Here is a 19,165-nt window from a genome sequence, read left to right as displayed (position 1 = left end):
GTGTTTGCCTAGATACCTCCCATGCTGACAAACCATTCCAATGCCCACCGCGCACGCAGAGCGCCCGGCCGCTCACGCGGGTTCGGCCTCGTGCAGGTGCTGCTCCTGATTTCCGTGATGGCGGGCCTTGCAACCATCGGCTACCTGCAGTGGCGCGAACGCTCGGCCGTGAACACCGCCCGCCAGGAACGCCAGGCCCTTTCGCAAGCAGACCGGGCCCTCATTGCATACGTCACGGTGGCCGGAAGCCTGCCTTGCCCTGACATCGACCGCGATGGCTTGCAGGACTGTGGCGCCGGCAACCAAAGTGGATGGTTGCCAACGGTCACCATGGCCCTGGCGGGTGTCGATGCCGGTGTGGATGTGGGCCAGTTGCGCTACCTCGTGCAGCGCGGAACGGGTGCGAACAGCCTGACGGTGCTGGACGACTCCTGGAGGCCGCTGGAGTATGACGAAACCGGTCGCACTTTCGCCACCATGCGCGAGACCACTGCCACGGGCGGCACCTACACGGCCAACGTCCTTACGCTGCCGGACTTCTGCCAGCGGCTGGACGCAGGGCGGGCCATCGCCCCAGCTGCCGGCATGGCGGAGGTGAACTCGACACCTGTCAGGACCGTGGCCTATGCGCTCGTGCATCCGGGCAATGGGGACGCCAATGGCGACGGCAACCTGTTTGACGGAGCCAACACCGGGAGCGACAGCATGGTCGAAGACCCGGGCCGCCGGCCGGTGCTGGCGCTCTACAACGACATCGTGCTGGAGCGTTCACATGCCAGCCTCCTGTCCGCATTCCATTGCCACCCGTTGATCGACTCCATCAACACCATGGCCCTGGGGGTGGATGTGATTGAGCAGGTGCATGGCATGCGTACGGACAATATCGCCTCTGCCAAGGAGGCCGTGGCATTTGCCGCGCTGGGCGCCGCCATCACCGCCGTCGAAACCGGTGCATTGGTTCTGGAAACCATCTCGGATGCCGCCAATACCGTTGTCGACACGGTGACTTGTGCTGCCTCGCTGGGCTTGGCCGTCAACGCCTGTGCCGCCATCGGCATCCACGCGACTGCGACCGCATTGTCGGGAGGGGTCATATACCTCAACATTGCTTCCATCGCCGCAAACGTTGTGGCCGCTGTGATGGCCGGAAACGCGCTGGCCTTGGCCGATGGCAGTGCCGATCTGAGCGCGGTGTGCCCCACCATCGACCTCAGCTCTTCGGTCAATGCGGCCAAGACCGAGTGGGACAATGCCATCGCAGCCAGGCAAGCAAAACAGGCTGCGGTCACGAGCAAAACCAATGACGTGAACAACGCTGACACCAACAGGACCAATGCCATCAACCTGTTGATCGCGTATGTGAGAGCGGGCGCCACTTCCACGAACATCGATGACAGGGTGGCGACCCTGCAGACGGCAGCCACCACCTGGAACGACTACACGGCGGCCAAAACCAACGCGGACTACCGGATCGCGGACTACCAGGCTGCGGTGACCTCCTGGAGTGGTGAAGTCACGTCCTACGGGAACATGATCACCAACAGAACAGCATTGCTTACCCAGCTCAATACGGACATCGCCTCGCTGAATGCGCAGATTGCTGTTGCGACCGATCCCGTTGCCAAGGCGGCGCTGCAAAAGACCATGCTGGAGAAGACCTCGCAGCGCACGCTGCTCAATGACCCCGTGGCGCTGCAGGCAGAGTACGACAAGGCCGTGACTGAGCGCAACAACGCCCAGACCAACCTTGCGACCGCTCAGAGCGATCTGGCCGCCGCGCAGGCCAACCTGGGGCCTGCGGCCACGGCTTTCCAAACAGCCTACAACGCTTTGGTTGACGCCGGACCCTACCGGCGCTTCAACGGAGCCACTGAAATCCAGCCAGGTTGCTCTTTGAGCAATGGACTGTGCCCCTTGGGGCCTGTCAACACTTCCTCCAATGTGCTGGCTGGTGTCGTGGATCTGTTTGGTGGATCCAGGACCAGCCCTGACCCGAACGCGAAATTCCTTTTGCCCATCAGGCTGCGCAAGGAACTCGCGATTCTGCAAAGCGAGCTGACAGTCGCCCAGAAGCGGGAAACGGATGCCCAAGCCATCTATCAGCAGCTCAAGACCCAGCAGGACAACCCGCCACCTTGCAACATCACCAACAATGGGGCCGTTACGCCCATGCCGATCGAACGGGCCATGGAAATCCTCCTGCGCGCCGACCAGAAGGGAGGCATCCGATGAAGCGCTTTCTTCTGCACCGGGAGCGCGGCCTGTCCTTGGTGGAACTGGCCGTGGCGATGGCCGTCATCGGTATTCTTGGCGTACTGGTGTGGCGCTGGGTCGTTTCCACGCGTGAGCCTCTGCAGCGGCCCGCCATGCTGGCCCAGCTGGCGGAAGCCCAGTCGGCCGTGGAAGGTTTCGTGCTTGCCAACAGCACCATGCCGTGCCCTGCTTCAGATGCCCAGGGGGTCCAGGCCTGCGGCGATGCCGACGCGGTGTTCCTGCCGTGGCGCACCCTGGGCCTGGGCAGCCAATTCAACCAGATCCACTACGGCGTCAACCGCGGTGGGTCCATGGACCTGGCGCTCAATACCGCGACCGCCCCAAAACTGGCTTCCCCGGACTTGTATATCGAGTTCACCGGCCTTGCTGTGCCCGCACACCAGACGGGGCTTACACCGAGCGCAGGTGTGACCTCCGCCTTGGCGAATGCGACCAGTGCCATTGGCAGGGCAAAAAATACCCGCCGCGCCGTGTTCAACGGCCTGGACTGGTGCGCCGTGCTGCGCCAGTACGCTGCCAACCCCACGGCGACAGGTGCGCTGTCGGCGGGGAATGCAACGGATTCCATTCCCCTGGCTTACGTCCTCGTGCATCCCGGTGAGAACAACCGTTTTGATGGCAACAATGCCGCAGGCGCCAATCCTGCGTGGAAATTCGATTTTCCAGGCCGCCCCCAGACCCACGATTTCGACGATCTGAGCCTGGCGGTCGGTCCATCCGACCTGAGCGCACGCATTGGATGCGCGGCCCGCCTGAGCGAAATGCAGGCTGCGGCGCAGGGGGCCTATGCCGCTTACGACACTGCACGGGTGATGCAGGAGTATTGGTCCCTGCGATTGTTCGACATCACAGCATCAGAGTCTGCCGTCCAAAGCGCAGAGACGGGTGTGGCGGTTGCCGCGATGGGCTTGGCACTTGCGACGGCCGGGGGGGTGCTGAGCATTGCGTCGGCCGCGAACACCGAGGGGGTGACCGCCTTTACCGTTGCGATTGCCGCCGTGAACCTGGGCGCATCGATTGCTGAAACCGTGCTTGCGGCCCAAGCGCTTGACGAAGCGAAGGCAGCGCTGGAGGTCTCGCGGCAAAAGCGCCTCGCTGCGGACACCTACGCCATCCAGGTCTACGAGTCGTTCACGAATGCCCTCACCGATGCCATCAATCTGGACGAGAAAGGGCTCAATCCATGAAGCGCAAAGTGAGGGGCTTTACTCTCGTCGAACTGTCGGTGGTGCTTCTGGCCCTGGGGATCATCCTGCCCGCTGCGGTGATCCTTTGGCAGTTGGCTGAGCGCCAGCGCGTCACGTCGGTGCAGATAACGGCGCAGCAGCAGGCGCGAGATGCCCTTGTGGGCTTTCTGCATGCCAATTACCGCCTGCCTTGCCCTGCGGCGGACGCCAATGGCGTGGAGGCCTGCTCCGACGGCGCGGGGTTGCGCCAGGTGGGTTTCCTGCCGTGGCGAGCGCTGGGGATTCCCAGCCTGGATGCAAAGGCGTTGCGCTATGGCGTCTACCGCCAGCCCAATGCGGCAACCGCGCAACTGGACCAGGACCTGGCTGTTGCCCGTGACCGAATGAACCCGTTGCGCATTCGCACGCCAAAGCCCCGGCCTCAAAATGCGGATGGTCCCAACGCCACCGCGCCGCCCATTCCCCAGTCCACGGCGGTCCTGCTGGGGGCGACCCAGCCCGCGACCCAATCCGCGCCGCCTGCGGCTCCCATCTTCAATCCCTTGTGCGATGCCGCCAACGGTCCGCCGTGCCCGCTGGCAGGCAAGTCGACCACGCTGGTCGACGCCTGCCTTGCGCTGAACCTGGGGAGTGTCGTCATCCCTGCGCCTGCCGGAGGCCTCGCCACCACGCTGGGTGGCGTGAGGCGTTCGGTGGCGTTCGTGATCGCAGCGCCGGGCATGTTGGACGCCAACGGCGATGGGCAATCGTTCGATGGAGCGAATGCCACCGCCACCAGTGCTGCGCCGACCTTTGAGGCACCCGCAAAGCGCGTCACCAACACCTACGACGACATCGTGATGGCTGCCAGCCACGCGGAGTTGTTTGCCGAATTGCATTGCGGTGCCGCGTTGTCCGCAATCTCCCACGCTCACTTCAACGCGGCCATGGGTGCTTTTGTGATTGAACGCTCGTTGTACGACTACCGTGACCAGTTGTTCATCTCCGTCAAGCTGGCAGAAGCCGACGTCGCAGCTGCTGCCGCAGGCATTGCAGGTGCTGCCGCAGGCGTGCTCGATGCCGCCAAGGAAATGGTGTCCGCCGTTGGCGACACCACCTACAGCGCCGGTGTCCGGTCTGCTCAGATCGGATTGGCTGCGGGGGGCATTGTGGCAGCGGGGATCAGCGTGGGACTGGCGGCATTCGCTCAGGTTGACGCGATTGCGTCGTTGGCCGAGGCCAAGGAAGTGCACAAAGACTTTGCCGAACGGACGACGGCCATGACGGACCTGTCGATCTCGATCAACAACAACACGCTGACAGCCGATGCGATCGGCCATTGATTTCACGCTTACCGAGTCACCTACCATGACCTCACTTCACACTGCATCCAGTTGCCGCACCCGTGTGCGCCGCCAGCGTGGTTTCTCGCTTTTGGAGCTGAGCGTCGTTCTGGTCGTGATCGGCCTTTTGATCGGCGCCGTGGCCGTGGGGCGCGATCTGCAGCGCTCTGCGGCCAACCAACGCCTGTCCACGGACTTCATCCAGGGCTGGCAACTGGCCTACGAGGCGTATTTCAACGGCGTGGGGCGCCCGCCAGGCGACAATGCGCTGGCGCCCACTGGCCGGGTCAATGGTGCGGTGACGCCTGCCGGAACGCCCCTGTGTGGTGCCGACATGATCAACGCCTTTCTGGCCGCAGGCATCCGTGTCCCTACCGGGCGCACCGAAGGTCAGCAGGACCGTTACGTGTACCTGGATAGCAACGGCAACCCGCAGGAGGTGCAGGTCTGCTTCAGCAGCCTGAACTGGTCGGAGCCGGCCGCTGCGGTCGGCACCTATGTGGCGATGCCGCGCAACCTGATGGAAATCCGCAACGTGACCTATTCGCTGGCCGGAGCATTGGACCAGCAGATCGATGGCCGCAGTGATGCCCGTTTCGGCAGCCTGCGTGCTGCCGCGCTGGCGGCTGACGTTACCGCGAACAACCCTGGTCAGATTTGGCCCATCGACGACCGCATGGCCTTTGGCACGGTGGCTGTGACAACGCTGGACGAATCCCAAGTGGCTGTCGTGAATGCATTCTTCAAAATGACCCGCTAAGGGCTACTTCCCGTGCCTGCTGACGCAGGCCCGAGAGGGCCTCACACCCCCGCCAGCTGAAACCTCTGGTCAAAGTTCATCTTCCCCAGCACCTGCAGCGCAGCGGCGAGCAGGTTGCCGTCCACCTTGCTGATGTCGAGGCTGTAGCGGCGCTCGGTGGAAACCACGTCCACGCTCTTGCTGCCCCATTGCACGGCGACCAGGGGGGCAGGGCGGGTGCCCATGCCGGCGCCCACGAACACGCCGCGCTGTTCGGGGCGCAGCATGAATTCCAGCCGGGGTGTGCGCTTGAGCGTCAGGCGGTCTGCCCCCTGGGGGCCGAACGCAAACGAGACGATCCAGTCGTCTTCGTCTTCCACGGTCAGGATCGGGACACGCTGGGGTGGTGGCATGGTGGGCGGTGTTGATTGCTCGGCCGGCCCTGGTGGGGCCAGCAAGCCGGGCGGCGGTCAGTATGCCGTGCAATAGCCATGCCAGAAGAGGGGCGAACCCGAAGTTGGGTGTATCCAACGCTGCACCGAGTTTGTCAGCAAAATGCAAGGACTGGCCCGGCAGGTTTCCCCAGGATGGGAGGCGAGGGCGTGGTATTGCACCAGGATGTTGCGCTCCCCCGCGTGCCGGGCACCGGTTTCAGCCCAGCGCCAACTCCCGCGCCAGCCGCCCCACGGTGGCCAGCGCCTCCTCGAAGCGCTCCTGCGCCGGGTGGCCGTAGTTGATGCGCACGCAGTGGGCAAAGCGCTGGTCGGCTGAGAAGATCTGCCCCGGTGCCAGGCTGATGCCATGGGCCAGAGCCTGGCGGTGCAGGGTGAGGGCGTTGACCGACGCTGGCAGCTCCACCCACAGAAAGTACCCACCCTCGGGCCGCGAAACCCGCGTGCCGGCCGGAAAATGCCGCGCAATGCCGGCCAGCGCGCGCTCCTGCTGGCGGGCCAGGCTGCGCCGCAACTGGCGCAGGTGCCGGTCGTACCCGCCCTGGGCCAGGTACTCGGACAGCGCCTGCTGCGACGGTGTGGCCGCCGCCAGCGTGGTCATGAGTTTGAGGCGCTGCACGGCGTTGGCAAAGCGGCCCGCAGCCACCCAGCCCACGCGGTAGCCGGGGGCCAGGCACTTGCTGAACGAGCTGCAGTGCATCACCAGCCCCTCGGTGTCGAAGGCCTTGGCCGGGGGCGGGCGCTCGGGGGCAAAGTGCAACTCGCCATACACGTCGTCCTCGATCAGCGGCACCTGGTGGCGCGCGAGCAGAGCCACCAGGGCGCGCTTCTTTTCTTCGGGCATCAGGCTGCCCAGCGGGTTTTGAAAGCTCGGCATCAGCCAGCAGGCCTTGACCGGGTGGCGCGCCAGGGCCTCGGCCAGCGCAGCCAGGTCGATGCCCTCGCGCGGGTGGGTCGCCACCTCCACGGCTTTCAGGTTCAGCCGCTCCAGCGCCTGCAGTGCGGCGTAGAAGGTGGGCGATTCGACCACCACGATGTCGCCCGGCCGGGTCACCGCCTCCAGGCACAGATTAAGCGCCTCCATGGCGCCGTTGGTGATGATGAGCTCGCCCGTGTCCACCGCCGTGCCGTGCAGGCCGTAGCGCAGCGCGATCTGCTGGCGCAGGCGCTCGTCGCCCGGCGGCAGGCTCTGCACGATGCTCCAGGGGTCGAGCTTGCGCATGCCGCTCGACAGGCAGCGCGCCAGCCGCTCGACCGGGAACAGCTCCAGCCCCGGGAAGGCCGAGCCCAGTGGCACCAGGTCGCGGTCGCGCGCCGAGCCCAGCACCTCGAACACCAGGTCGCTGATGGCCACGCCGGTCGATCCGACCGCCGGCTGCGAGGGCAGGGGCTCGGCCGGGGGCTGCTGTCCGGCGGTGGCCGGCAGGTGCGTGCTGACGTAGTAGCCCGAGCGCGGGCGCGCATGGATCAGGCCCTGGGCCTCCAGCAGGTAGTAGGCCTCGAACACCGTGGAGGGGCTGATGCCCCGGGTGCGGCTGGCCTCGCGCACCGAAGGCACGCGGTCGCCCGGGCGCAGCGCACCGCTGTGGATGAGCTGGGCGATGGCATCGGCGTGGCGTTCGTAGCGTTTCAAGGGAAGTATTGTTCTAGTACAAACTGATCTGTATTTTTAACCAGAAACTGAATCTGTACTGTTTTTTAAAGGGGGCGTAGAGTCGCTTGCGTGTACTGGCCTACCGTGTACCTTCAAAACAAACTTCGCCCCATGATTGATCGTTTGCGCAGTGTGCTGCGCCCCGTTGTCCCGCTGTGGATGGCTGCCACCCTGGGCTGCGGCCTGGCGGCTGCGCAACCTGCCACCCCGCCCGCGCCTGTGGCGGCCACCACCGTGTCCAGCGGCATGGCGTCGCGCGTACTGGCCTGCGTCACCTGCCATGGCAAGGAGGGCCGCGCCACGCCAGAGGGCTACTTCCCGCGCATCGCGGGCAAGCCGGCCGGTTACCTAGCCAACCAGCTTCTCAACTTCCGCGAGGGGCGGCGCAGCTACCCGCAGATGACCAGCCTGATCGAGCACCTGACCGATGACTACCTGCGCGAGATGGCAGCCCACTTCGCTGCGCTCGACGTGCCCTATGCCCCACCGCCCGCACCCCAGGCACCACCCGCTGTGCTGGAAAAAGGCCGCCTGCTGGTGCTGCAAGGCGATGCGGCGCGCGGCATTCCGGCCTGCGTGCAGTGCCACGGCCAGGCCATGACGGGGGTGAACCCCTTCATCCCCGGCCTGCTGGGCCTGCCGCGCGACTACCTTAACAGCCAGCTCGGCGCCTGGAAGACCGGCCAGCGCCGCGCCCATGCGCCCGACTGCATGGCCGATATCGCGCGCCAGCTCACGTCCGAGGACGTGAGCGCCGTATCTGCCTGGCTGGCCGCCCAGCCCGTGCCCGGCGGTGGCAAGCCAGCGGCCCGCCTGGGCCAGCCCATGCCTGCGCGCTGCGGCGGGGTGGACGGCGTGCCCGTGGCCGCACGCTGAGGGGGATGCCATGAGAACACGCACCATCCTCCGTTCCATCTCCTTCACCCTGGCTGCGCTGGGCATTGCCGCAGCCACCGTGATCACCCTGAACCTGCGCGGCGAAGAACCGTTGCCATCCACCCCCGAAGCCTTTGCCTCCACCCCCGAACGGGTGGCGCGCGGCGAATACCTGGCGCGCGTGGGCAACTGCATGGCCTGCCACACCATGCAGGGCGGGGCGGCGTTCGCGGGCGGGCGCGGTATCGAGACACCCTTTGGCGTGGTGCACAGCTCCAACCTCACGCCCGACAAGGCCAGCGGCATCGGCCAGTGGTCGTCTGCCGAGTTCTGGCGCGCCATGCACCATGGCCGCTCGCGCGATGGGCGGCTGCTGTACCCGGCGTTCCCGTACCCCAACTACACCCAGGTCACGCGCGAGGATTCGGACGCCATCTACGCCTATCTGCAGAGCAGGCCCGCCGTGGACCAGGCCAACCGGCCGCATGCGCTGGGCTTTCCGTACAACACACAGGCTGCGCTGGCCGTGTGGCGGGCGCTGTTCTTCGCACCGGGCTTGGCGGTGGTCGCACCCACGCAGACGGCCGAGTACAACCGCGGCGCCTACCTGGTCAATGGCCTGGGCCACTGCACGGCCTGCCACACGCCGCGCAACGCCTTGGGCGCTACCAGCGACGCCATGGCCTTCAACGGCGGACTGATCCCGGTGCAGAACTGGTATGCCCCCGCGCTCAATGCCGCAGCCGAAGCCGGCGTGAAGGAGTGGCCGGTACAGGACGTGGTGGCCCTGCTCAAGACCGGCGTGGCACCCCACGGCTCGGTGATGGGCCCCATGGCCGAGGTGGTGTTCCGCAGCACCCAGTACCTGACCGATGCCGATGCGCGCGCCATGGCGGTGTATCTGCAGGACCTGCCGCAGCACACCGTGTCGCCACCACCCGCTGCGCCACCCGGCGCATCGGCCATGGCGCGCGGCGCCAAGGTCTACGAGCAGCAGTGCGCCCAGTGCCATGGCGACCAGGGCCAGGGGCAGGGCGGGCCCGGCGCCTTCCCCGCGCTGGCCGGCAACCGCGCCGTGGTGCTGGCCGACACCACCAACCTGGTGCGCGTGGTGCTGCAGGGCGGCTACTTGCCGGCCACGGCCGGCAACCCGCGCCCGCACGGCATGCCGCCGTTTCGCCATGTGCTGACGGATGAGGACGTGGCCGCTGTCGCCACCTTCGTGCGCAACAGCTGGGGCAACCAGGCTGCGGCGGTGGGCACCATCGAGGTCTACCGCGCCAAGGAACGGCGCGGCATGTAGGCTCAGGCGCCCAAGGGGTGCGCCTTCATCAGCGCCATGTACGACTCGGGCTTGATGTTGGTGTAGTTGGGCACATCGGCCGTGAGCACCGGTGCGGTCTTCTGTGCCGCCGCCTGGGCCTGCTCCACCGTCTCGAAGAAGGCATTGGTCAGCGCCACCACTTGGCCAGGGCGTGGCGGGCCGGGGTACATCACGCGGTCGCTCTCCAGCCGCACCAGGCCCAGCGGGCCCAGGGCCTCGCGCGCAATGCGCATGTGCTCGCCGTGGTAGTAGTCGTGGTCGAAGCGGGCACCCTCGTGCCAGCGGTACAGGGCCGTGATCTTGATCATGTAGGTTCTCTCTTCGTTGGAGCGACTCACAAAACTCTTCTGGCGTCGTTGCTGCGTCTTGTCGTACTGCCCGTACTGCCTACGACACAGCGCCTGGCCAGAACCGCTTCGCTGAGTTTTGTGAGCCGCTCTGGATGGGAGGCTGAATGGCCTCCGAAGCCTGCACGTTAGGGCGCACTGTGGTTGCCAGCAGCCGCCTGAGTGACACGGGCGGCTGCCGTTGTCGCCTGTGTGTCAAATCGCGCCGCTTCAGTCCTCGTCGGTTTCACCAAGGAAGCCGCCGCTCTGGTGCCCCCACAGCCGCGCATACACGCCGCCCTGCGCCAGCAGCTGCGCATGCGTGCCCTCTTCGATGATGCGCCCGGCATCCAGCACGATCAGCCGATCCATGGCGGCGATGGTGGACAGGCGGTGGGCAATGGCGATCACCGTCTTGCCCTGCATCAGCCCGTCCAGGCTCTGCTGGATCGCCGCCTCCACCTCGGAGTCCAGCGCGCTGGTGGCCTCGTCGAGCAGCAGGATGGGCGCGTCCTTGAGCATCACACGCGCAATCGCTACGCGCTGGCGCTGCCCGCCCGAGAGCTTCACGCCGCGCTCGCCCACATGTGCCTCGTAGCCGGTGCGGCCCTGCAGGTCACTCAGCGTGGCGATGAATTCAGAGGCCTCGGCGCGCTGGGCAGCGGCCTGCAGGTCCTCCTCGTTCGCATCGGGGCGGCCGTAGAGGATGTTGTCGCGCATGGAGCGGTGCAGCAGTGAGGTGTCCTGCGTGACCATGCCGATGGAGCGGCGCAGGCTGTCCTGCGTCACGTGGGCGATGTCCTGCCCGTCGATCAGCACCCGGCCCGAGCGCACGTCGTGAAAACGCAGCAGCAGGTTCACCAAGGTGGACTTGCCGGCGCCGGAGCGGCCGATCAGCCCGATCTTCTCGCCGGGGCGGATGGTCAGGTTCAGTTGGTCGATCACTGGGCGGCCATTGTTGCCATAGGCAAAGGTCGCATCCTCGAACTTCACTTCGCCCTGCGTCACCTGCAGCGGCTTGGCATCGGGCGCGTCCACCACGGCACGCGGGCGCGTCAGGGTGTTGATGCCGTCCTGGATGGTGCCCACGCTCTCGAACAGCGTGGTCATCTCCCACATCACCCAGTGGGCGTGGCCCGATACGCGCAAGGTCATCGCCGTCACGGCGGCCACGGCGCCGGCGCCCACCTGGCCCAGCGACCACAGCCACAGGGCCGTGCCGCAGGCGCCCAGGATCATGCCCACCACCAGGATGTGGTTGACGATCTCGAACTGGCTCACCAGGCGCATCTGGGCATAGCCGGTGAGCTTGAAAGCGTCCATCGCGGCGCGCGCGAACTCCGATTCGCGCCGCGTGTGCGAGAACAGCTTCACCGTGGCGATGTTGGTGTAGGCGTCGGTGATGCGCCCCGTCATGGCCGAGCGCGCATCGGCCTGCGCCTTGCCCACCTTGCCCAGGCGCGGCACGAAGTACCAGCAGGCCAGGCCGTAGGCCACCATCCAGAGTACGAAGGGCGCCAGCAGGCGCACGTCGAACCCCGCCAGCAGCGCCAGGATGGTCACCAGGTACACACCCATGCCGATCACCACGTCGGTGGTGGTGAAGATCATGTCGCGCACCGCCAGCGCGGTCTGCATGATCTTGGTGGTGATGCGGCCCGCGAACTCGTCGGCATAGAAGGCCATGCTCTGGCCCAGCATCAGCCGGTGAAAATTCCAGCGCAGGCGCAGCGGGAAGTTGATGGCCAGCACCTGGTGCTTCACACTGGTCTGCAGCGCCACCAGGGCCACCGAACCGAGCAGCAGCACGGTGATGCCGATCAGCTCCGTGCGGCGCTCGGCCCACAGGGCCGCGGGCGATACGCTGGAGAGCCAGTCCACCACATGGCCGAGCACGGCGAACAGCAGCGCTTCGTAGACCGCAATCGCTGCCGACAGGGCCGCCATGGCCACCACGTGTCCGCGCAGGCCGCGCGTGCCGTCCCACACGAAGGCCATGAAGTCCTTGGGTGGCAGGTGGGGTTCCTCGATAGGGTAGGGGGCTACGCGTTTCTCAAAAAATCCGAACAATGGGAGGGCTCCTTGGCGCGTGCCAGGGGCACGCTCTTTTGACCACATGGTAAGTGCCCTTGTGACCCGGCGCACCGGCAGGGGCATTGGGGCGGGGCGCGATGGGCGGGCACTGCATAGAATCCGCCCCCATGCACACCCGTCCCGCGTACCTTGCGTCCATCGATCTTCCCGAGCCCCTGGGGGGCCTGGCCACATGACGGCGCTCGCGCCCTGGACCTGGGCCATCATCGGCGTGGCCACCGCAGCGGTCATCGTACGGCCCTGGCGCCTGCCCGAGGCGGTTTGGGCAGTGGCCGGCGCGGCGCTGCTGCTGGCCTGCGGCCTGCTCACCCCCGCGCAGGCCTGGGCGGGCGTGCTGCGCGGGCATGACGTCTACCTGTTCCTGGCCGGCATGATGCTGCTGTCCGAACTCGCCCGGCGCGAGGGCGTGTTCGACTGGCTGGCCACCCTGGCGGCGAGGCAGGCCAAAGGCTCGGGCCGGCGCCTTTTCGTGTGGGTGTATGCAGTGGGCACGCTGGTCACGGTGTTCCTGTCCAACGACGCCACGGCCGTGGTGCTCACCCCGGCCGTGTTCGCCGTGGCGCGTGCGGTGGGGGCCTCGCCCTTGCCCTACCTGTTCATCTGCGCCTTCATCGCCAATGCGGCGAGCTTCGTGCTGCCCATCTCCAACCCGGCCAACCTGGTGGTCTGGGGCAGCGGCATGCCCTCGCTGGCGCACTGGCTGGCGCTGTTCGCGCTGCCTTCGCTGGCGTCCATCGCCGTGACCTACGTGGCGCTGCGCTGGGTGCTGCGCAGCACCATCCCCGAAACCATCGCTACCACAGTGCCCGAGCACCCCTTGGGCCTGGGCGGCCGCGTGGCGGCAGGGGGCCTGGCGGTCTCGGTGCTGGTGCTGGTGGCCTGCGCATGGCTGCGCATCCCGCTGGGCTGGCCCACGCTGGGTGCTGCCCTGGGCACGCTGGCGTTGCTGGCCTTTGTATGCGGACGTGCGCCCTGGCAGGCGTTGCGCTCCGTCTCGTGGGATGTGCTGCCCCTGGTGGCGGGGCTGTTCATCTTCGTACAGGCGCTGGAGTTGACGGGCGTGGTGGGCCTCATGGCGGGCGCACTGCGCAACGCCGCCGCAGCCTGGCCGCAGGGCGCGGGCACGCTGCTCGGCGCCCTGCTGGGCGTGGCGACCAACCTGGTCAACAACCTGCCCGCAGGCCTGCTGGCCGGGGCCTCGCTCGACGCGGCATCCGCATCAAGCACCGTGCGGGCGGCCGCGCTGATCGGCATCGACCTGGGGCCGAACCTCTCGGTCACGGGCTCGCTGGCCACCATCCTTTGGCTGGCCGCGCTGCGGCGCGAGGGCCTGCACGTGGGGGCCTGGCAGTTCCTCAGGCTCGGGCTGGTGGTGATGCCGCCCGCCTTGCTGTCAGCGTTGCTGGTACTTCAAGCGGCGCACTCGATGCACCTGCTGGTGCCTTGATCGGTCAGGTCAGCAGGAACACCACGGCCACCGTGATCACGCCCAGCGCCAGGTTCACCCCCACCAGGGTGCGGATGGACGCCAGCGCCTTGCCGCCCGCTGGCCAGTCCGCAGCCGCCACGGCGACCTTGAGCCGCTTGAACAGCGCAAAGCGGATGTGGCCATAGATCGCCATCATCACCAGGCCGATGGTGGCCATGATGGTCCACGACAGCGGCATGGCAAAGCGCCCGCCCGTCTGCGCGGCCATGCGCGCGACATTGCCGATCATCCATAGGCCCGAGCCCAGCACCAGCACCACGGCCACCGACACGGCGGCGAAAAAGCGCTGCAGAACATCGTGCATCAGCTTCACGCGCTGCGGCGGCTCCAGCGATAGGGTGGCGGGGCGCAGGAAGAAGTGGGCGAAGACCATGCCTCCGATCCAGACGATGAGGGACAGGACGTGGACGAACTTGAGCGCGGCGTAGAGCATGGCGGGCGGGCAGGGCGTGGGGCCCTGGTAGTGGTTGTAGTGGCCCGATTGTGCGGGCACCGGCGCCGGCCTGCCCGGAGGCCGTGCATGCCAAGGGGATTACATCCTCGCCAGTACCTGCGCGATGAACGGCCCCTTGGCCTCCGTGTAGCCCTCGCGGTCATGCCGGTACTGTACTGCCAGCTGGCGTTTGAGCGCCGCATAGCGTGCGGTCAGCGTGGAACTGCCCCGCAAGGCATCGCGGAACGCCAGGCGCTGCTGCCACAGGGCGCTGTGAAGCGGCACCAGGTGCAGGTGATGGGTGCGGTGCACGGGGCTGGGTTTGCAGAACCAGTGCAGTTGCTCCGGCTTGTAGGGGTAGTACAGGTAGTCGAGCGCGCTGGCTGCGGCAATGGCGTCGGCCGACTCCGCCAGCGAGCGCACCGGCGCCATGATGTCGATGATGGGCTTGGCGGGCAGGCCCGGCACGGCGGTGCTGCCGATGTGCTCCACCGGCCCGGCCAGCCAGGGCGCCAGCGCCTCTTGGAGCAGGCGGCGCTCGGCGTCGAACAGGGCGGGCCAGGCGGGGTTGTAGTCCACAACCTCGATCGGTGCGTCGTCTGTGCTTGATGCTGCAGAGGTGTTCATGGGGCAGTCAAAGGCGTCAGCCGCGCAGGAGCCGCCGGGCTATCCTGGGCCCCAGCAGGGCCAGGGCCAGCAGTGCGCACCACACCGCCCCATAGCACCAGCCTGCGGGGCCCGAGTGGCCCATGGATTCCCAGCCGGTCGCCGCCTCCACCCACGACCAGCAGGGAAACAGCAGCAGCGTGAGCAGCGGCCCTGCGGGCAGCACCCAGGCCAGGGTGATCAGCCCACGCAATAGCAGCCCGTGGCGAGGCTGCCGGGGCGCGCCATCGTGGCCGGGTTGTCGAGGTTGGCGCTGCATACCCCGCATTTTGGCCCAGCCGTATCAGGCGATGGCTGGGGGCGAGTGCGGAGGCGGTGCCGTATGCACCTGGTTGCCGCCGTTCTTCTTGGAGACATACATCGCCTCGTCCGCATGCACCAGCAGGTGGTGCTCCTCGCGGCCATGGTCGGGGTAGATGGCCACGCCAATGCTGGGCTGCGTGTGCACAGGGCGGCCTTCCAGGTCGAAAGGGGGGCCGAAGGCTGCCAGGATCTTCTCGGCCATGGCATGGGCGTGCTCACGCGCATGGCCGCCTTCGAGCAGCACCACGAACTCGTCGCCGCCGATGCGCGCCACGGTGTCCGAGCCGCGCACGCATTCGAGCAGGCGCTGGGCCACGCGCTGCAGCAGCAGGTCGCCCATGGCGTGGCCCAGGGTGTCGTTCACCTCCTTGAAGCGGTCCAGGTCGATGAACATCAGCGACAGCAGGCTCTGGTCGCGCCGCGCGCGGGCCAGGGCGGTCTTGAGCCGGTCCAGGAACAGCTGGCGATTGGGCAGGTGCGTGAGCTGGTCGTACTGCGCCATGTGCGCCAGGCGCTCGTGCATCTGCTTGCGTTCTATCGCGGCGGCGACCTGGGTGGAGACGAATTGCAGCAGCTCCTTGTCCTTCTCGGTGTAGGCTGCGTGCTCGGTATAGCCCTGCACCACCAGGGCTCCAATGGCACCGTGGTGCGTGTGCAGAGGTACGCCCAGCCAATAAAGCGGCGCGTCCTCACCGTCGGGCAACCGCAGGTGTGCGGGCAGGGCGGCGCGGGTGCCGGGCGTTAGCAGCAGAGACTGCCCGCTGCGAATGACCTCGGCACACAGGGTGTCGTCCGCCAGCGCCAGGGTGCCGGGGGCGGGGTGGCGCTCGTTGACGTGGTAGGGGTAGCTCAGCACGTCCTGGGCTGCGTCGTAGAGCACCACCGAAAAGTTCACGGCCGCCAGCAGCTGCCCGATGACCTGGTGGATGTGTTCGAACAGCGCAATCAGGTCCTTGGCGGTGTGGGCCGCCTCCGAGATGGCATAGATGGCTGCGTGCATCACCTCGATGTTTTTGCGCTCGGTGATGTCGTGGGCCACGGCCAGGCGCACCTGTCGCTCCTCGATCCAGCGCGCCGTCCAGCGGATGTGCGCGATGCGGCCATCCTTGCGCACGTAGCGGTTCTCGAAGTGCAGCTGCAGTTGCCCCTGCATGATGGACCGGGCCTGGTCCGCAGTGGTGCCCCGGTCTTCGGGGTGCACCAGGTCCAGCATGCGCAGGCCCACGGCTTCCTCGGGGCGGTAGCCAAAGATGCGCTCGAACGCCGGACTCACGAAAAGGATGCGGCTATCCGCATCGACGATACACACCGCGTCGAGCAAGAGATCGACAACGTTCAGGGAAGAAATGCTTTGCATGGGCAGGGCTGCCATTGGGGTCAATGCGTGCAAAGGAGCACTTTGCGGCCATTGTGCAGCGGTGCAAAGACATATGTGACAAGTTGTTTATCGATTGCTCTTTTATTGATAGCTGAAAACGCTTGAACAGCAAGTCGAAGAACGGCATTTTGCAATCTGCACGATGGTGTCTTCTGCGCGTCCCTTTTGTTGCCAACGCCGATCCTGAATGGGTCTGGTGTCGGTGCGTGCTACTCCCCACGGCCCCAGGGGTTACCCGCAGGCGTATTGCATAATCGCGAATCACTCGCATTATCACTTCCCTTGAGCCAATGGCCACCATCACCGCTTCCCGCCTGCACATCGTCGCGCGCATTGCCGCAGGCACGGTGGGCAGCTATGCGTTCACCTGGGGCTTCATTGCCCTCGGCATCGGCCTGCTGTTCGCGGCGGGGATGCCGTTCCACGATGCCGAGGCACTGGGCTACATCCTGGGCTTCATCGTGCTGCTGGTGGCTTTTCTCTGGGCCTTTTGCGCTGCCAGCCTGGTGCGTGTCTGGCTGGTGCTGGCCGGTGGCGGCGCCCTGATGGCCGGGGCTGCGTCCCTGGTCCAGAAAGCCCTGCTCTGATCCTTTTTTGCGGTGCGGCTCCCACCAGAGAGATCCCGCACCAGGAGATTGTTCGATGTTCCCAAATTTCCGGCTGTCCATGGCCTGGCTGCACACCTGGTTCGGCCTGGTGCTGGGCTTCGTGCTCATGGTGGTGTTCTTCTTCGGCTCGCTCTCGGTGTTCGACCGCGAGATCGACCGCTGGGCGATTCCCCAGTCGCGTTTCGAGCCGCAGCCCATGCCCTCGTTCGACAGGATCCTGCTGCCGGTCTTCAAGGACATGAAGCCCACGCCCGAGGCCATCGAGCAGGCGCGCAGCCGCGTCGACGGCCCCATGGCCGAGACCTTCCCCGTGCAGCGCTGGGGCGCCTACACCACCCACCGCGACCCAGTGCTGGGCCTGTTCTCGGGCCATGAGCTGCCCCATGCCAAGAACAAGGACGACAGCGTCTTCGGCACGCGCACCATCGACCCGCGCACGGGCGCGGCGCTGCCCGACGACCACCTCAAGATCGGCAGCCAGTTCTTCTACCCGCTGCACTACAGCCTGCACCTGGAGTGGAAGAACCTGGGCTACTGGATCGTGGGCTTTGCCGCCCTGGCGATGATGGTGGCGCTGGTCAGCGGCGTGGTCATGCACCGCAAGATCTTCCGCGAGCTGTTCACCTTCCGCCCGAAAAAGCACACCCAGCGCAGCGCGCTCGATCTGCACAACCTGACGGGCGTGGTGGCGTTGCCGTTCCACTTCATATTCGCGCTGTCGGGGCTGGTGATCTTCGGGGGCATCTACTTCCCTGTCACGCACACCCAGCTTGAACCTCTGCACGAACTGCATGAAAAGCACGAGGCCCAGGAAACCGGCCTGCCGCACGAAAAGGCCGGCGTGCCTGCCACGCTGGCGTCGGTGGACGCCATGGTGGCCGAGGCCCAGCGCCGCTGGGCCGCCAAGGGCATGGCTGGCGACGTGGGCTTTCTGGCCGTGCAGCACGTGGGCGATGCCAATGCCTATGTCAGCGTCTACCGCGCCGGCACCGACCGCGTGACGCTCACGGGCGAGGGTATCCACTTCAAGGGCTCCACCGGCGAGCTGATCCGCGAGGACCCGCCTGTGACGGTGGTGGCCGGCATCAACAACTTCCTCACCGGCCTGCACCTGCAGCACTTTCGCCATTGGCTGCTGCGCTGGCTGTATGTGCTGGGCGGCCTGTCGGGCTGCGTGTGCATTGCCACGGGTTTCCTCTTCTTTGTGGAAAAGCGCAAGCGCCAGCATGCCAAGCAGGCCGTGAGCGGCGCGCGCTGGGTGGACGCCTTCGCCGTCACCACCGTCACCGGCATGCTCATCGCCACCTTCTCCATGCTGATCGGCAACCGATTGCTGCCCACCGACCTGCCGGCGCGCGGCAATGTGGAGCAGTGCCTCTTCTGGGGTGCATGGGTGCTGGCCTGCGCGCACGCCATCTGGCGCACCGCACCCATGGGCGAGGGGCGCATGTCGCCGGCCTGGGCCGAGCAATGCTGGGCCGCAGCCGCACTGGCGGTGGCGGCCGTGCTGCTCAACTGGGTGACCACGGGCGACCACCTGCTGCGCACCATCGGCAACGGCTACTGGCCCGTGGCCGGGGTGGACCTGGCGCTGCTGGCCGCCGCAGCACTGGCCGTGGTCGCTGCCCGCCGGCTCCGGCGCCGCGCGCTGGGCGCATCCGTACAGGCCAAGGCGGCTCGCTCGCCAGAGGTGGCCAATGCCTGACTCGCTGCTCTATGCCGTGGCCCTCGTGGCCAACCTGACCGGTCTGGCCTGGCTGGCCCTGTCGATGGACGTGCATTGGGAGCAAGTGCGAGGCCCGGTGCCGCCTGCGCGTGGCTCCGTGGTGCTGCTGCGCTGGCTGGGGGCTGCGGTGGTGGCCGCCTCGCTGGCGGTGTGCCTGTCGGTGGACCATGGCTCCATGGCCTCGCTGGTCTGGTTCATGGTGCTGGCCGGCTCGGCGCTCACCATTGCCTTCACCCTGGCCTGGAAGCCGCGCCTGCTGGCGCCGTTGGTGGCCTGGGTGCCGGCGACCGCGCCCCACTGAGATGACAGACCCA

18 protein-coding genes are annotated in these 19,165 nt (G+C 66.8%); 10 read left to right on the top strand and 8 right to left on the bottom strand.

Features of this window, described 5'->3' with window-relative positions; translation table 11 throughout:
• Window positions 1-21 precede the first annotated feature (21 nt).
• From ACSQ3Y_RS20515 to ACSQ3Y_RS20500, 4 genes are read left to right on the top strand one after another with little or no spacing between them, the layout of a single operon-like run.
• Entirely contained in the window at window positions 22-2,232 is a 2,211-nt protein-coding gene (locus ACSQ3Y_RS20515; protein ID WP_436178675.1) for a hypothetical protein, read from the top strand.
• Window positions 2,229-3,461, top strand: coding sequence for a type II secretion system protein (locus ACSQ3Y_RS20510; RefSeq protein WP_436178674.1), 1,233 nt, complete (start codon window positions 2,229-2,231; stop codon window positions 3,459-3,461). The genes ACSQ3Y_RS20515 and ACSQ3Y_RS20510 overlap by 4 nt, the downstream gene beginning before the upstream one ends.
• Window positions 3,458-4,783 carry a type II secretion system protein gene (locus ACSQ3Y_RS20505; protein ID WP_436178673.1) on the top strand — a complete coding sequence of 442 codons (1,326 nt, stop codon included), beginning with the start codon at window positions 3,458-3,460 and terminating at the stop codon, window positions 4,781-4,783. Before ACSQ3Y_RS20510 ends, ACSQ3Y_RS20505 begins: the two co-directional genes overlap by 4 nt.
• Before the next feature lie 25 nt (window positions 4,784-4,808).
• Window positions 4,809-5,543, top strand: a complete 735-nt coding sequence (locus ACSQ3Y_RS20500) for a prepilin-type N-terminal cleavage/methylation domain-containing protein (protein ID WP_436178672.1) — start codon at window positions 4,809-4,811, stop codon at window positions 5,541-5,543.
• Window positions 5,544-5,584: 41 nt separating this feature from the next.
• Here the strand turns inward: ACSQ3Y_RS20500 and ACSQ3Y_RS20495 are convergent, their stop codons facing one another.
• Window positions 5,585-5,935 (bottom strand): hypothetical protein, encoded by a 351-nt coding sequence (locus tag ACSQ3Y_RS20495; RefSeq protein ID WP_057268908.1) that lies wholly within the window; start codon window positions 5,933-5,935, stop codon window positions 5,585-5,587.
• A gap of 238 nt (window positions 5,936-6,173) precedes the next feature.
• Window positions 6,174-7,607: a PLP-dependent aminotransferase family protein gene (locus tag ACSQ3Y_RS20490; RefSeq protein WP_436178671.1), complete on the bottom strand. Its 1,434-nt coding sequence runs from the start codon at window positions 7,605-7,607 to the stop codon at window positions 6,174-6,176.
• 132 nt (window positions 7,608-7,739) lie between these two features.
• Here ACSQ3Y_RS20490 and ACSQ3Y_RS20485 point away from each other — a divergent pair, with 132 nt between their 5' ends.
• Window positions 7,740-8,504, top strand: a complete 765-nt coding sequence (locus tag ACSQ3Y_RS20485; protein WP_057206771.1) for a c-type cytochrome — start codon at window positions 7,740-7,742, stop codon at window positions 8,502-8,504.
• A 10-nt stretch (window positions 8,505-8,514) separates the two neighbouring features.
• Window positions 8,515-9,807 carry a c-type cytochrome gene (locus ACSQ3Y_RS20480; protein WP_436178670.1) on the top strand — a complete coding sequence of 431 codons (1,293 nt, stop codon included), beginning with the start codon at window positions 8,515-8,517 and terminating at the stop codon, window positions 9,805-9,807.
• Window positions 9,808-9,809: 2 nt separating this feature from the next.
• Here ACSQ3Y_RS20480 and ACSQ3Y_RS20475 read toward each other — a convergent pair whose 3' ends face one another.
• Window positions 9,810-10,136: an EthD family reductase gene (locus tag ACSQ3Y_RS20475; RefSeq protein ID WP_436178669.1), complete on the bottom strand. Its 327-nt coding sequence runs from the start codon at window positions 10,134-10,136 to the stop codon at window positions 9,810-9,812.
• A 249-nt stretch (window positions 10,137-10,385) separates the two neighbouring features.
• Window positions 10,386-12,224: an ABC transporter ATP-binding protein gene (locus ACSQ3Y_RS20470; protein ID WP_436178668.1), complete on the bottom strand. Its 1,839-nt coding sequence runs from the start codon at window positions 12,222-12,224 to the stop codon at window positions 10,386-10,388.
• Between the two features lie 196 nt (window positions 12,225-12,420).
• Between ACSQ3Y_RS20470 and ACSQ3Y_RS20465 the strand changes: the two genes are divergently transcribed.
• Window positions 12,421-13,695 (top strand): arsenic transporter, encoded by a 1,275-nt coding sequence (locus tag ACSQ3Y_RS20465; RefSeq protein WP_436178667.1) that lies wholly within the window; start codon window positions 12,421-12,423, stop codon window positions 13,693-13,695.
• A gap of 4 nt (window positions 13,696-13,699) precedes the next feature.
• Here the strand turns inward: ACSQ3Y_RS20465 and ACSQ3Y_RS20460 are convergent, their stop codons facing one another.
• The 4 genes from ACSQ3Y_RS20460 to ACSQ3Y_RS20445 form a co-directional block, all read right to left on the bottom strand.
• Window positions 13,700-14,170, bottom strand: a complete 471-nt coding sequence (locus ACSQ3Y_RS20460) for a CopD family protein (RefSeq protein ID WP_322592129.1) — start codon at window positions 14,168-14,170, stop codon at window positions 13,700-13,702.
• Window positions 14,171-14,269: 99 nt separating this feature from the next.
• Window positions 14,270-14,797 carry a GrpB family protein gene (locus tag ACSQ3Y_RS20455; RefSeq protein ID WP_436178666.1) on the bottom strand — a complete coding sequence of 176 codons (528 nt, stop codon included), beginning with the start codon at window positions 14,795-14,797 and terminating at the stop codon, window positions 14,270-14,272.
• Between the two features lie 16 nt (window positions 14,798-14,813).
• Window positions 14,814-15,095: a hypothetical protein gene (locus tag ACSQ3Y_RS20450; RefSeq protein WP_436178665.1), complete on the bottom strand. Its 282-nt coding sequence runs from the start codon at window positions 15,093-15,095 to the stop codon at window positions 14,814-14,816.
• A 24-nt stretch (window positions 15,096-15,119) separates the two neighbouring features.
• Window positions 15,120-16,496 (bottom strand): diguanylate cyclase domain-containing protein, encoded by a 1,377-nt coding sequence (locus ACSQ3Y_RS20445; RefSeq protein WP_436178664.1) that lies wholly within the window; start codon window positions 16,494-16,496, stop codon window positions 15,120-15,122.
• A gap of 311 nt (window positions 16,497-16,807) precedes the next feature.
• Between ACSQ3Y_RS20445 and ACSQ3Y_RS20440 the strand changes: the two genes are divergently transcribed.
• From ACSQ3Y_RS20440 to ACSQ3Y_RS20430, 3 genes are read left to right on the top strand one after another with little or no spacing between them, the layout of a single operon-like run.
• Window positions 16,808-17,104, top strand: a complete 297-nt coding sequence (locus tag ACSQ3Y_RS20440) for a hypothetical protein (protein ID WP_057268916.1) — start codon at window positions 16,808-16,810, stop codon at window positions 17,102-17,104.
• A gap of 55 nt (window positions 17,105-17,159) precedes the next feature.
• On the top strand, window positions 17,160-18,830 hold the full coding sequence (locus ACSQ3Y_RS20435; RefSeq protein WP_436178663.1) for a PepSY-associated TM helix domain-containing protein: 1,671 nt from the start codon (window positions 17,160-17,162) through the stop codon (window positions 18,828-18,830).
• On the top strand, window positions 18,823-19,152 hold the full coding sequence (locus ACSQ3Y_RS20430; RefSeq protein ID WP_057206754.1) for a DUF3325 domain-containing protein: 330 nt from the start codon (window positions 18,823-18,825) through the stop codon (window positions 19,150-19,152). The genes ACSQ3Y_RS20435 and ACSQ3Y_RS20430 overlap by 8 nt, the downstream gene beginning before the upstream one ends.
• Window positions 19,153-19,165: the final 13 nt, after the last annotated feature.

The organism is Acidovorax sp. LjRoot66 (assembly GCF_964253305.1).
Lineage (GTDB): Bacteria > Pseudomonadota > Gammaproteobacteria > Burkholderiales > Burkholderiaceae_C > Acidovorax.
This window is presented reverse-complemented; position numbering and strand designations above follow the sequence as displayed.